Source organism: Micromonospora avicenniae, from assembly GCF_900156065.1.
Classification (GTDB): Bacteria; Actinomycetota; Actinomycetes; order Mycobacteriales; family Micromonosporaceae; genus Micromonospora; species Micromonospora avicenniae.
Genome location: NZ_FTNF01000004.1, coordinates 388576 through 400618 on the forward strand (window position 1 = coordinate 388576; position 12043 = coordinate 400618).

14 protein-coding genes are annotated in these 12043 nt (G+C 69.7%); 9 read left to right on the plus strand and 5 right to left on the minus strand.

Annotated features, from left to right (window positions below):
- The first annotated feature begins 247 nt into the window (after nt 1-247).
- The 7 genes from BXA10_RS09430 to BXA10_RS09460 all read left to right on the plus strand — a co-directional run bounded on the left by BXA10_RS09430 (nt 248) and on the right by BXA10_RS09460 (nt 7575).
- The gene (locus BXA10_RS09430; RefSeq protein WP_245828198.1) at nt 248-1426 is read left to right on the plus strand and encodes a nucleoside hydrolase; all 1179 of its coding nucleotides are present in this window, start codon (nt 248-250) and stop codon (nt 1424-1426) included.
- A gap of 226 nt (nt 1427-1652) precedes the next feature.
- Nucleotides 1653-2693 (plus strand): LacI family DNA-binding transcriptional regulator, encoded by a 1041-nt coding sequence (locus BXA10_RS09435; RefSeq protein WP_076469818.1) that lies wholly within the window; start codon nt 1653-1655, stop codon nt 2691-2693.
- A complete protein-coding gene (locus BXA10_RS09440) occupies nt 2690-3643 on the plus strand; it encodes a ribokinase (RefSeq protein WP_076469820.1) in 954 nt (317 codons plus the stop codon). The genes BXA10_RS09435 and BXA10_RS09440 overlap by 4 nt, the downstream gene beginning before the upstream one ends.
- A complete protein-coding gene (locus tag BXA10_RS09445) occupies nt 3633-4004 on the plus strand; it encodes an RbsD/FucU domain-containing protein (RefSeq protein WP_076469822.1) in 372 nt (123 codons plus the stop codon). Before BXA10_RS09440 ends, BXA10_RS09445 begins: the two co-directional genes overlap by 11 nt.
- 52 nt (nt 4005-4056) lie before the next feature.
- Nucleotides 4057-5019: a sugar ABC transporter substrate-binding protein gene (locus BXA10_RS09450; protein WP_076469824.1), complete on the plus strand. Its 963-nt coding sequence runs from the start codon at nt 4057-4059 to the stop codon at nt 5017-5019.
- A 61-nt stretch (nt 5020-5080) separates the two neighbouring features.
- Complete coding sequence (locus BXA10_RS09455; RefSeq protein ID WP_076469826.1) at nt 5081-6583, plus strand: sugar ABC transporter ATP-binding protein; 1503 nt, start codon at nt 5081-5083, stop codon at nt 6581-6583.
- Entirely contained in the window at nt 6580-7575 is a 996-nt protein-coding gene (locus BXA10_RS09460) for an ABC transporter permease (protein ID WP_076469828.1), read from the plus strand. The genes BXA10_RS09455 and BXA10_RS09460 overlap by 4 nt, the downstream gene beginning before the upstream one ends.
- A gap of 107 nt (nt 7576-7682) precedes the next feature.
- Here the strand turns inward: BXA10_RS09460 and BXA10_RS31400 are convergent, their stop codons facing one another.
- The 3 genes from BXA10_RS31400 to BXA10_RS09470 are packed head-to-tail and all read right to left on the minus strand — an operon-like array spanning nt 7683 to nt 8526.
- Nucleotides 7683-7955: an SbtR family transcriptional regulator gene (locus tag BXA10_RS31400; RefSeq protein ID WP_175649150.1), complete on the minus strand. Its 273-nt coding sequence runs from the start codon at nt 7953-7955 to the stop codon at nt 7683-7685.
- A complete protein-coding gene (locus BXA10_RS31405) occupies nt 7956-8270 on the minus strand; it encodes a helix-turn-helix domain-containing protein (protein ID WP_245828188.1) in 315 nt (104 codons plus the stop codon).
- Nucleotides 8263-8526 carry a hypothetical protein gene (locus BXA10_RS09470; RefSeq protein WP_084752471.1) on the minus strand — a complete coding sequence of 88 codons (264 nt, stop codon included), beginning with the start codon at nt 8524-8526 and terminating at the stop codon, nt 8263-8265. Before BXA10_RS09470 ends, BXA10_RS31405 begins: the two co-directional genes overlap by 8 nt.
- A 45-nt stretch (nt 8527-8571) precedes the next feature.
- Here BXA10_RS09470 and BXA10_RS09475 point away from each other — a divergent pair, with 45 nt between their 5' ends.
- Both BXA10_RS09475 and BXA10_RS09480 read left to right on the plus strand, forming a co-directional pair.
- A complete protein-coding gene (locus BXA10_RS09475; protein ID WP_076469971.1) occupies nt 8572-9447 on the plus strand; it encodes an alpha/beta fold hydrolase in 876 nt (291 codons plus the stop codon).
- Between the two features lie 156 nt (nt 9448-9603).
- The gene (locus BXA10_RS09480; protein WP_076469830.1) at nt 9604-10578 is read left to right on the plus strand and encodes an aldo/keto reductase; all 975 of its coding nucleotides are present in this window, start codon (nt 9604-9606) and stop codon (nt 10576-10578) included.
- 155 nt (nt 10579-10733) lie between these two features.
- On the opposite strand, the gene BXA10_RS09485 is transcribed toward BXA10_RS09480, so the two are convergent.
- Together BXA10_RS09485 and BXA10_RS09490 are read right to left on the minus strand one after the other, a co-directional pair.
- The gene (locus BXA10_RS09485) at nt 10734-11474 is read right to left on the minus strand and encodes a hypothetical protein (RefSeq protein WP_076469832.1); all 741 of its coding nucleotides are present in this window, start codon (nt 11472-11474) and stop codon (nt 10734-10736) included.
- Nucleotides 11467-11967 carry a sigma-70 family RNA polymerase sigma factor gene (locus BXA10_RS09490; protein ID WP_076469834.1) on the minus strand — a complete coding sequence of 167 codons (501 nt, stop codon included), beginning with the start codon at nt 11965-11967 and terminating at the stop codon, nt 11467-11469. The genes BXA10_RS09485 and BXA10_RS09490 overlap by 8 nt, the downstream gene beginning before the upstream one ends.
- Nucleotides 11968-12043: the final 76 nt, after the last annotated feature.

Genomic DNA, 12043 nt, shown 5'->3' on the forward strand with positions numbered 1-12043 from the left:
TGGCAACTCGAGTTGCCAATTCGAGTTGATGATTGTGTGACGCTCCGGATCCGTCACTGGCAGCCCTCGTCCCAGCCAGCAACAGCGTGCGCGCCAAACCCCCGAGACACTCCTGGTGATCCTGGTCCACGTGCCGATTCGCCTCCGGGCCAGGCGGCCGTCGACTGGCGCGCCCCGGCCGCGACTCCATTCGGCGAGCCCCGCCTCGCCGCAGCGTACGAGCGAAAGGATGGTCCGCACGGTGAAGATGCCCAAAGCCCCGGCACTCGTCTCGACGGTGTCCACAGCTGTCCTCGGCGCGGTGCTCCTGGCGGTACCGGCCAGCCAGGCGCAGCCGGCAGCGCAGGTGGCCGCGCCAGCGCAGGTCACTCCGGCGGCACCGCCGGCCCCGACGGCGACCGAGAAAGTCATCATGGATGTCGACATGGGGCAGCTCAACGACGACGCCGTCGCCATGTTCATGCTCGCCAACTCCAAGAAGGTGGACCTGCTCGGGGTCACCGTGGTGTCGGGGAACACCTGGGCCGAGGAGGGGACGGCCTACTCGCTGCGGCAACTCGAACTCATCAAGCAGCAGAACCGGGTGCCCGTCGTACAGGGTGGCGGCGAGCCCCTGATGGGCAGCCGCCAAGCGACCATCGGCGCCGAGCAGGACCTGTTCGGCAACGTCGAGTACATGGGGGCGTACCGGCGCGAGCGTCCGCCGTCGTACCGCGAGCTGGCCACCGAGCCCTACGGCGGCTACCCCAGGACGAAGCCGGCTCGGGAGGCTGCGGCGCAGTTCATCGCCGAGCAGGTGAAGAAGTATCCGAACCAGGTAACCCTGTTCGTCCTCGGCCCGGCGACCAATGTCGCCCTCGCCGTGCGCACATACCCCGAGATCGTGCCGCTGGTCAAGCAGGTGATCTACATGGGTGGCGCCGTCGACATCCCCGGCAACACCTCACCGGCGGCTGAGTTCAACTGGTGGTTCGACCCGGAGGCGGCGAAGATCGTTCTCCGAACCCCGTTCAAGCGGCAGCTCGTGGTGCCCAACGACGTGGCCGAGCGCGTGCACTACACGAAGAAGGAGTACGACCGCATCGTCGGCGCCCGGAACACTCCGATCACCAAGATGTTCCGTGACCTGCAGGGCCCGCAGTTCGAGGCGAACCCAGCCCGCGAGTCCTTCGTGTGGGACTCCATCACCTCCGCCGTGTTCCTCGACCCCTCGATCGCCACCAAGATCGAGGACCGGTACGTGGACATCGACACGACGTTCGGCCCCGACTACGGCCGAGCGCTCGGCTACGGCCCGAGCAGGGACCGCGACATGAACGATCCGGAGAACTTCCCCGCCGGCACGCAGAAGATCCAGGTGCTCTTCGACATCGACCAGGACGCCTTCTGGAACCTGTACGTCGACCTGATGACACGACCGATCTGAGTGGGCTCGCGGCCACGACGTCGCGGCGAGGCACGCCTCGTCGTCGTGGCCGCGCGGCCACTGCGGCTGCCTTGGCGGAGGACGGACGAGACAACGATCGGTGAAACATGGTGATGGTCAGACAGCGGAAAGCACGGGCGGCTGATCGATCGACCCTTGCGGATCGCTGGTGGCGCTCAGATACTCCACCTCAACACGAGTTGATGACGGGAGTCGAGGGCGCGCAATGGTGACACGTCGAGATGTCGCACAGCTTGCCGGTACATCGGAGGCGGTCGTGAGCTACGTCCTCAACGGTGGTCCGCGGGGCGTCGCTCCGGCGACCCGGGAACGGGTGCTCGCGGCGATCACGCAGCTTGGTTACCGGCCCAACGCGGTAGCCCGCTCGTTGCGTACGAACCGGACCATGACCTTCGGCCTCGTGGTCCCGGACAACTCCAACCCGTTCTTCGCCGAACTCGCCCGCAGCATCGAGGACGTCGGCTTCGAACACGGCTACACGATGCTGCTGGGTAATGCGATGGACGACGACGAGCGGGAGGCCACGTACGTCCGAGCCCTGATCGACCGCCAGGTCGACGGCCTCATCGTGGTACCCGCGCACGGCGGCACCCGCGGCTGGATCACTGAACTCGCGCAGAAGGGCATGCCACGGCTCGTCCTCGACCGGGAGATCGAACTGCCAGAGGCGACCCAGGTGCTGGTCGACCACGAGGGGGGCGCCTATCAGGCGACCACGCACCTGATCGGGCATGGCCGGCGCCGGATCGGCTGCGTCGCCGGACTCGCCGGCCTGCACCCCACGGTCGACCGGGTGGCGGGCTGGCGGCGCTCGCTAGCCGAGGCCGGCCAGGAGCCGGCCGCCCTGGTACACGTTCCTTTCGGCCGGGCCCACGGATACCGCGCCGGCCTTGCCCTGCTGGCCGAGCGGGACCGGCCCGACGCGCTCTTCGTCGCCAGCGACGAACAGGCGCTCGGCGTTCTTCGGGCGGCTGCCGAGATGGGTATCCGGGTCCCGGACGACCTCGCGATCTTCTCGTTCGACGGAATCGAGGGCGGCGCCTACACCGTGCCGGCCCTGTCGACGATGCGGCAGCCCGTCGAGGAGTTGGGCCGACTCGCGGTGGAGTGGCTGGTGGCCAAGGTCGCCGACCCTGACCGCCCGGCGACCCGCGTCGTCTGCACCACCAGACTGGTCGCCCGCGGCTCCTGCGGCTGCCCGGACCCGGCCGGCGGCGACTCCACCATCACGGAGGCCACAGCGTGACGACTGGAAAGATCGTCGTCCTCGGCAGCCTCAACATGGACCTGTCGATCCGGGTGCCGCGCCTGCCACGTCCCGGAGAAACGGTCGCCGGGACCGAGATGGTGCGCGGCACCGGCGGCAAGGGCGCCAACCAGGCACTCGCCGCGCGGCGGCTGGGTGCCCAGGTCGCGCTGGTCGGCGTGGTCGGCGCGGACCAGTTCGGCGCCGAACTGCGCGACGACCTCGCCGCCAGCGGGGTGGACGTGTCCGGTGTGGCGGTCGCATCGGAGGTCGCCACCGGGGTGGCCCTCATCGTCGTCGACCCCGACGGCGAAAACATGATCACCATCTCGCCGGGTGCCAACGCGACGCTGACGGCACCCGATCTGCGCGCGCAGCTCGACGGTGCACACGCGCTGCTGCTCCAGCTGGAGGTCCCGGTCGACGCGTGTCGCGTCGCCGCGGACGCCGCCCGTTCCGCGGGTGTCCCAGTGGTGCTCAACGCCGCGCCGCTACCCGACCACCCGAGCGACGACCTCGCCGAGCTGATCCGCGGGTCCGACGTGCTGGTGGTCAACGAGACGGAGGCTACCGGGCTGGCCGGGGGAGCTGCCAGCGCCAACGACGCGGCGCGGATCCTGCGGGACCTCGGCGTCCCCGAGGTGGTGGTCACCCTCGGCGAACACGGCGCGATCGCCGCCGACCGGACCGGCGTCACCCACGTTCCAGCCTTCTCTGTGGACGCGGTCGACGCCGTCGGCGCCGGTGACGCGTTCTGCGCCGAGTTCGCCCTCGCCCGCACCGCTGGTGGGGCCGACCTGGCCACGGCCACCCGACGCGCCTGTGCCGCCGGCGGGCTGGCCGCCTCCCGCCCGGGGGCGGCGGCGTCCCTGCCACACCGCGACGAGGTGGACCGGCTGTTCGGCGCACCGACGTACGACTCTGCGGAGGTGACCATCCATGCGACCTGACGGACTGTGGCATCCGCGCCTGCTGGCGGTACTCGCCGAGGCCGCACACGGTGACCTCATCGTCATCGCGGACGCCGGGCTGCCCGTGCCACCCGGAGTGGAGTCGATCGACTTGCTCTGGCGACGCGGCGAGCCGCCGTTCCTCGCCGTACTCGCGGCGGTGCTTGACGAATGCGTCGTCGAACGGGCCACCGTGGCCGCCGAACGGGGCGGCGGCTGGGACGTCCTACGTGACATCCCGACCGAGATCGTGCCGCATGACGAACTCAAACGCCTCACGCGCCGGGCGCGCGCGGTGGTGCGTACCGGGGAGGCCACCGCCTACGCCAACGTCGTCCTGCACGCGGGAGTCGCCTTCTAAGCAAGGCCGAGCAGGCCCAGTCACATCCACCACCCACCGAGAGGAGTCACCCGTGCGACGCAGAACCGCCCTCACCGCGGTCGTCACCGTCACCACGGCATTGGCACTGGCCGGCTGCGGCCAGGAGAGCACCGATGACCCGGCGCCCGGCCAGGCCGGCGGCAAGCCGACCGTCTGCTTGGTGATGAAGTCCCTCGCCAACGAGTACTTCCAGCAGATGCAGACCGGCGCGGTCACGCACGTCAAGGAACGCAACGACCTCACCCTCGACTCAAGCGGCACCCAGAACGAGACCGACGTGGACGGACAGGTCGCTCTCGTGGAGAGCTGCATCACCAAGCGAGCCAGGGCGATCGTGATCGCTCCGGCGGACTCGAAGGCGCTGGTGCAGGTGGTCGCCAAGGCGGTGAAGGCCGATATCAAGGTGGTCAACATCGACGTCAAGCTCGACGATGGCGCGTTGCAACAGGCTGGGGTCGAGGTGCCCTTCGTCGGACCCGACAACCGGGACGGTGCTCGGCAGTCCGGGAAGGTGCTCGCTGATCTTCTCGGCAAGGGAGGCAAGGTGGTCATCCTCGAGGGCAATCCGGGTGCCGACAACGCCACCCAGCGCAAGAACGGGTTCAACGACGCGGTGTCGGAGGGCGGGCTGACGCTGCTCGACTCGAAGACCGCGCACTGGGAGACGGACGAGGCGAACCAGGTCTTCGCCAGCATGCTCACCGCCCACCCGGACATCCAGGGCGTGCTGGCCTCCAACGACTCGATGGCCCTCGGCGCCATCAAGGTCATTCAGGAGCGCAAGGCGAACGTCAAGGTGGCGTCGTTCGACAACATCCCCGCCGTCAAGGAGCACCTGCAGAGCGGGGTGATGGTCTCGACCCTCGACCAGTACGGCTCGAAGCAGGCCGCTGACGGCATCGACTTCGCGATGAAGATGATCGGCGGCGAGCAGGTGACGGGCTGGCAGAAGACCGAGATCAAGCTGATCACCAAGGACAACGTCGGGTCGTGACGCGGGTCGCGGTGGGATCGGCCATCCCGGTCCCACCGCAACCGCTGAAGGAGTAGTGGCCATGGCTGTGCTGGAGGTCTCCGGCCTCACCAAGCGGTACCCGGGCGTGACGGCGCTCGACGCTGTCGACCTCGATGTGCGGCCCGGCGAGGTCCACGTCCTGATCGGTGAGAACGGTGCCGGCAAATCCACGATGGTGCGGTGCCTGTCCGGAATTGAGCGCCCCGATGCCGGTGGCATGACGCTGTACGGCGAGCGGTACCAGCCGGACAGCGCCGCCGACGCGTTGCAGGCCGGCGTGCGCGTCGTGCACCAGGAACTGGCGCTGCTGCCCAACCTGTCCGTCGCTGAGAACCTGTTCCTGCACCACCTACCGCACCGGGCAGGGGTGGTCGACCGCTCGGCGCTGAACCGTATGGCGCGGGACCTGTTGACCGAGGTGGGCCTCGACCTGTCCCCCAGGACTCCGGTGGAGCGACTGGGGATCGCCCAGATGCAACTTGTCGAGATCGCGAAGGCACTCAGTGGGCAGTGTCGACTGCTCATCATGGACGAGCCCACCGCGACGCTCACGCCGAAGGAGACCGGGCGGCTGTTCGAGATCCTGCGCCGGCTGACTGCGACCGGCGTCGCCGTCATCTACATCTCGCATCACCTGGAGGAGATCTTCGAGATCGGCGACAGGGTCACCGTGCTCCGCAACGGAAAGCACGTGACGACCCAGGAGGTGGCCGGTCTCACCACGGCTGAACTCGTCCGCTTCATGGTCGGCCGGGACCTCGCCCACGAGTATCCCCCGGTGCGCCCGCGCGAACTCGGGGCGGAACTGCTGCGGGTCACCGACCTCAAGATCACTCCCGCCGCACCGTCGCTGTCGCTGGCCGTTCGCGCCGGTGAGGTCGTCGGCGTCGCCGGGTTGGTCAACTCCGGGCGTACCGAGGCGATGCGGGCCATCTTCGGCGCGGACCGCTCCGCATCCGGTCGCGTCGAGGTGCGCGGGCGTCCCGCCCGGTTACGGCACCCACGCACCGCCGTGCGGGCCGGGATGAGCTTCCTCACCGAGGACCGCAAGGCCCAGGGGCTGGTGCTCGACCTGTCCATCGCGGCGAACATGAGCCTCGCCAACCTGCCGGCCGTCAGCCGGTTCGGCCTGCTGAACCGGGCCGCCGAGGCCGCGTCGGCCTCCGCCCTGGCGGAGAAGCTGCGCGTCGCGTCCCGGGGCGTACGTCAACACGTCCGCGCCCTGTCCGGCGGCAACCAGCAGAAGGTCGTGCTGGGTCGCTGGCTCGCCGCGGACACCGACCTGCTCATCGTCGACGAGCCGACCCGCGGCATCGACGTCGGCGCCAGGTACGAGATCCACCAGCTGCTGCTGGACCTCGCCGACGCCGGCAAGGGGCTGCTGGTGGTCTCCTCCGACCTGCCGGAACTGCTCGGCATCTGTGACCGGATCATCGTCTTCTCCCGAGGCGCGATTGCGGGGGAGGTACCGCGGGCCGAGTTCGACGCGGAGCGGGTGCTCAATCTCGCCTACTCGGGTTACCTGAAAGGAGTTGCGGTATGACGGCGGTAACCGCGCCGCGGGCGGTCGGCGGTCGGTGGGCCAGCCAGGTGCTCGGCGAGGCCGGAATCGGGGTGGCCCTCGTCGCGCTCGTGGCGTTCTTCCTCGCCTTCGCACCGTACTTCGGCACCTCGCAGAACGTGCGCGACATCATGACCCAGATCACGATCAACACGATCCTCGCGGTCGGCATGACGTTCGTGATCCTGGTCGGCGGCATCGACCTGTCCGTCGGCTCGGTGATCGCACTGTGCGCGGTCGTCGCCGGCACCGCCATGACGGACTCCGGCCTGCCGACGGCCCTCGCGGTGCCGTTCGCGATCCTGGTCAGCGTCGTGATCGGCGCGGTCACCGGTTTCGTCAACGGCTTCGTCACCGAACGCTGGGTGGTGCCCTCCTTCATCGTCACGCTCGGCATGTTGTACGTCGCCCGCGGCGCTGCTCAGCAGTACACCGGGGCCGCCACCATCTACGACCTGCCGCCGGGCCTGACCCGCTTCGGCACCGCCACCTTCGCCGGCCTGCCCGCCGTGTTCGTGGTCGCCATGCTGCTGGTGGCGGTGGCCTGGTTCGTACTGAGCCGCACGGTCTTCGGCCGCCTGATCTATGCCACCGGCAACAACGAGGAGGCGGTGCGGCTGTCCGGCCACCGCACCTCCCTGATCAAGGTGGCCTGTTTCGTGATCGGCGGGGCCTGCGTCGGCGTCGCCGCGATCATCTACATGGCGCGGTTGGGAGTGGCCAGCCCGATCCTCGGGCAGGGCTACGAACTCAACGCGATCGCCGCGGTGGTCATCGGCGGCGCGAGCCTCGCCGGTGGCCGGGGCTCCGTTGTCGGCACGCTGCTCGGCGCCTGTCTGCTGGGGGTGCTGTCCAACGGGCTGAACCTGATGGGCGTCTCCGACTTCCAGCGGACCATGGTCACCGGCGCGGTCATCATCGTCGCCGTGGTTCTGGACGCCTACCGCCGTCGCCTGTCAGTACGCCTGAGCTGATTGATGCTCCGGCCTCGGCATCAGTCCGGATGCCGAGGCCGGCGACCTCGTTCCACCCGGTCAGCCGAAGTACGAACCGGGGGGCCGCTCGGCGCTCGTCAGTCGAGTCAGGGGCGGAGAGCGGCGAGGATGATTCCCGCGTAGCGGTGCCAGACGGCCGGATCGCGTTCGTCCAGCACGATGAGTTGGCGGACCACGCCACACAGCACGACACGAACGTCGAGGACGCCGGCGTCCGCGCGGACCGGACCCGATGTCTTCGCCGCCTCGACCAGCTGGCCGATCATCTCGACGAGTTTCGCGGCGGGCAGCAGCCGGCCTTCGAAGAACGCCGCCGCGAGGCCGCGATCGCGGGCGAGCTGGTCGAGCAGGTCCGGCACTTAGTCGGACAACGCGCGGTAGGCGTCGTCGGCGGCGAGGGCCGCCAGCGTACGCGCCTGCAGTGAGCGGAAACCGTCCCGCGCGACTGCCAGTACCAGCTCTTCCTTGCTCGGGTAGCTGCGGTAGACCGTGGCCCGTCCGACTCCGGCCCGCGCTGCCACCTCGGGCACCGTGACGTCCAGGCCGCGCGCGGCGAACAGTTCGCGGGCCGCCGCGACGACCCGCTCGTGGTTACGCAGCGCGTCCGCACGCCTGAGCACGTTGTCTGTCGGGCCGGGTCCGGGCAGGGGCGGCTCGGGTTCCCGTTCAGTCAACGTCGAACCCGGTCTCGTGGACCTGCTGGAAACGACCGTCCTCGGCCAGTGTCGCGAAGTAGTAGATCTCCCGGTGGACGACCGTTCCGTCGGTCAACGTCATTCGGTAGCGATGCCGCTCGGCGTAGTTCGAGCCGTCGTACAGCTCGTCGAGCACGGTCACCGTGCCCTCGGCGACCCGGCTACGGATGCCAGCGACCATCTCCGCGAACCCGGCGCGACCACGCTCGGCGACCTGGCCGACACTCCCGCGCATGTCGCAGGCGGGATTCCGTCCGACCCCGGCCCTAATCTCACCTTCATGACTACGAAGCAGACCCACACGCTCGCCGCGCCCGGTGTCGATCTGGTCTACGACGTGCGCGGGCCGCTCCCGCCGGCCGGTGGCCAACCGGCGTTGCTCATGATCGGCCAGCCGATGACGGCGGAGGGCTTCGACGCGCTCGCCGCGAACTTCCCGGACCGCACCGTCGTCACCTACGACCCGCGTGGCCTGGGCCGCAGCAGACGCACGGACGGCCGGTCCGACCACACCCCGCAACAACAGGCGGCCGACCTGCACCTGCTGATCGAGGCGCTCGGCGCCGGTCCGGTCGACCTGTTCGCGAGCAGCGGCGGCGCCGTGACCGCGCTCGAACTGGTCGCGACCCATCCCGGCGACGTCGTCACGCTTGTCGCGCACGAGCCGCCGATCAACGCCGTGCTTCCCGACGCCGCCAACGCCGAGCGAGCCCGCGCCGCCTTCCACGAGGCGTACCAGTCCAGGGGCTTCGGCGCCGGCATGGCCGCGTTCATGGCGATGACCTCCTGGCAGGGCGAGTTCACCGACGCCTACTTCGCCCAGCCCGCGCCCGATCCGGCGATGCTCGGCATGCCGGCCGACGACGACGGCACTCGCGACAACCCGTTGTTGTCGAAGAACTCCTGGGCCATCTCGGACTACCGCCCCGACCCGGGCCTGCTCACCGCGGCGTCGACGCGAATCGTGATCGCTGTCGGCGAGGAGTCGGCGCAGACGTACACGGCGCGTACGGCCTTCGGCACCGCAGCCCTGCTCGGCCAGGAGGCCACGGTCTTCCCGAGCCATCACGGCGGCTTCCTCGGCGGTGAGTTCGGCTACGCGGGCAAGCCCGAGGAGTTCGCGAAGCGGCTGCGCGAGGTCCTCACCCGCGGCTGAGGAACGCCGCCCCTTCGACCGGGCTGGTGGCCGGCCGCAACGGCTTTCGATCCTGAACCTGTGCGGCGCAGCGCGGACGCTGATGGCCGCCGCGCGCGGAGTACCGTGTCGACGGTTGGGCAACAAGCCCCGGCCGCCCGCTGGAGGTGTACGACCGTGCAGTACGTGAGGCTAGGTTCGACCGGCCTGGAGATCTCGAGGATCTGCCTGGGAGCGATGAGCTACGGCGACCCGGAACGCGGCAACCACGCGTGGTCGCTGCCCGAGGATCAGTCCCGTCCGTTCATCCGGCAAGCCCTCGATGCCGGCATCAACTTCTTCGACACCGCGAACGTGTACTCGGACGGCAGCAGCGAGGAGATCCTCGGCCGTGCGCTGAAGGACTTCGCCCGCCGCGAGGATGTCGTCATCGCCACCAAGGTGCACGGTCGGATGCGTCCTGGCCCGAACGGCGCCGGCCTGTCCCGCAAGGCGATCAACACCGAGATCGACAACAGCCTGCGGCGGCTGGGCACCGACTATGTCGACCTCTACCAGATCCACCGCTTCGACTACACGACGCCGCTCGAGGAGACGCTCGAGGCCTTGCACGATCTGGTCAAGGCGGGCAAGGTGCGGTACATCGGCGCGTCCTCGATGCACGCGTGGCAGTTCGCCAAGGCCCTGTACCTGGCTGATCTGAACGGCTGGACGAGGTTCGTCTCGATGCAGAACCACTACAACCTGCTCTACCGCGAGGAAGAGCAGGAGATGCTGCCACTCTGTGCCGACCAGGGGATCGCGACGATCCCGTGGAGTCCCCTCGCTCGCGGCAAACTGACCCGCGACTGGGATGCGACCACCGCCCGCACCGAGTCGGACGAGTTCGGCCGCACGTTGTACAGCGGCTACGAGGACGCCGACCGGGCGATCGTGGAGACGGTCGCGGCGATCGCCACGAACCGGGGTGTGTCCCGGGCTCAGATCGCGCTGGCCTGGGTGGCCGGTAACGTCACCGCGCCGATCGTCGGCGCGACCAAGCCGCACCACCTCGACGACGCCGTCGCGGCACTCGACATCGAGCTGACCGATGAAGAGATCAAGGCACTCGAAGCCCCCTACCGGCCACGCCCGGTGGCGGGCTTCAACTGAACGTCCAGCGCTGCCGATGGCCGGGCCCGGCCAATGACCTCCAGGTCACCGGAGGCGTGGGTCCGGCCTTGAGGCACCGCGGCTGTTCGACCTTGCGCCCGGCGCATAGAAGGGCACTGTGCGGGTGCTGCCGATGGCACAGCTGGTACTTCAGGTCAATCTGGCGTCCCGCCCCCACCTGACCGCTCGTCGACGGCGGGACCGCGGTCCTCGAACTCGTACGTGGTGGTGAGCGCCTCCGGCAGGTCGGGCACCAGAGCGTTGGTGCCGTCGACCACCTGGACGTACCGGCGGCCTTGGAAGATCGAGTAGCTGCCGTCGGCCAACTGTTCGATTTTGAACAGCTGGGTTTGGGCGCTCGGATCGCAGACCCGGTCTCGGACACTGCCCGGTGCGGCGTCGTGCACGACGGTCATGCAGACCTGGCCGGTGCCACCCGGACCGGCCAGCACGATCCGGAACCGGTCGCCCTCGGGCCGCAGCACCCACAGGGCCCGGTCGTCGATACCGTGCTCAGCGGTGGCGCGCACCTGGTCGCCGTCCCGGTCCACCGCCAACACCGCCCGGTTCATGCCGGGGACCACGATCGCGACCTGGCGGCGGCCGGCGAGGATCTCCTGCGGTCCCGCCGGCGCGGTCACGGACGGGACGACCGACGGTGGGACCTCGCCTGCCGGGGCCACGACACCACGGTCCGGCATCCCGAGGTGATCCCGCGCCTGCAGCCCGGTTGCGCCGGCGAGCAGGGCCAGCGCGGCGAGGCCGACGCCGGTGACGGCCGTCCGACGACGGCGGCGCTGGTCACTGCGGCGGCGCACGGCCTGCGCCGGGGGCAGCGTGGCGACCCGACGGATCCCGTCGGCGATGGCCGTGAGGTCGTCGCGCGGGTCAGCCATGGGACGCCCCCTCCTGGTGCTCCTCGGTCAGCATCCCGGCCATCGCTCTCCGGCCGCGAGCAAGGTACGACTTGACGGTCCCGGTGGGCCGCTGCATCTCGGCCGCCACCTCGGCGACACTGAGATCGTTCAGGTGGTACAGCACGACGGCTCGGCGTTCGTCGGCGCTCAGCCGCCGCAGTGCCTGGAGCAGGGCGACGTGATCCTCGCTGAGGCCGGGGACGCTCTGTTCGACGACGGCCCGGTGGTGTGCGCGCATCCGGTTGAGCGCCTTGCGCCAGCTGCTCACCGCGATTCGGGAGGCGACCCGGCGCACCCACGCCTCCGGGCTGTCCGCCTCGCGCACCGTCTGCCAGCGCTGCCAGGCCCGCATGAAGGCCTCGGCGGCGGCGTCCTCCGCCTCGCTGAGGTTGCCGGTCAGCAGGTAGACGTGGCCCACGATCCGACCCGCACAGGCCGCGTAGAGGGCGTCGAACTCCTCGGCGTCGCGCATCCGACCGTTGCCCCCTCGAAGCCTCGTCCGCTGGTCACCGCCGCATGCAACCCGGGAGGAACAACCGGTCCCACTG

Bases quoted from the DNA above. Each gene is read 5' to 3' on its own strand.
- BXA10_RS09430 (WP_245828198.1), top strand. From the start codon at position 248: ATGCCCAAAGCCCCGGCACTCGTCTCGACGGTGTCCACAGCTGTCCTC.
- BXA10_RS09435 (WP_076469818.1), top strand. From the start codon at position 1,653: ATGGTGACACGTCGAGATGTCGCACAGCTTGCCGGTACATCGGAGGCG.
- BXA10_RS09445 (WP_076469822.1), top strand. From the start codon at position 3,633: ATGCGACCTGACGGACTGTGGCATCCGCGCCTGCTGGCGGTACTCGCC.
- BXA10_RS09455 (WP_076469826.1), top strand. From the start codon at position 5,081: ATGGCTGTGCTGGAGGTCTCCGGCCTCACCAAGCGGTACCCGGGCGTG.
- BXA10_RS09460 (WP_076469828.1), top strand. From the start codon at position 6,580: ATGACGGCGGTAACCGCGCCGCGGGCGGTCGGCGGTCGGTGGGCCAGC.
- BXA10_RS09470 (WP_084752471.1), bottom strand. From the start codon at position 8,526: ATGCGCGGGAGTGTCGGCCAGGTCGCCGAGCGTGGTCGCGCCGGGTTC.
- BXA10_RS09475 (WP_076469971.1), top strand. From the start codon at position 8,572: ATGACTACGAAGCAGACCCACACGCTCGCCGCGCCCGGTGTCGATCTG.
- BXA10_RS09485 (WP_076469832.1), bottom strand. From the start codon at position 11,474: ATGGCTGACCCGCGCGACGACCTCACGGCCATCGCCGACGGGATCCGT.
- BXA10_RS09490 (WP_076469834.1), bottom strand. From the start codon at position 11,967: ATGCGCGACGCCGAGGAGTTCGACGCCCTCTACGCGGCCTGTGCGGGT.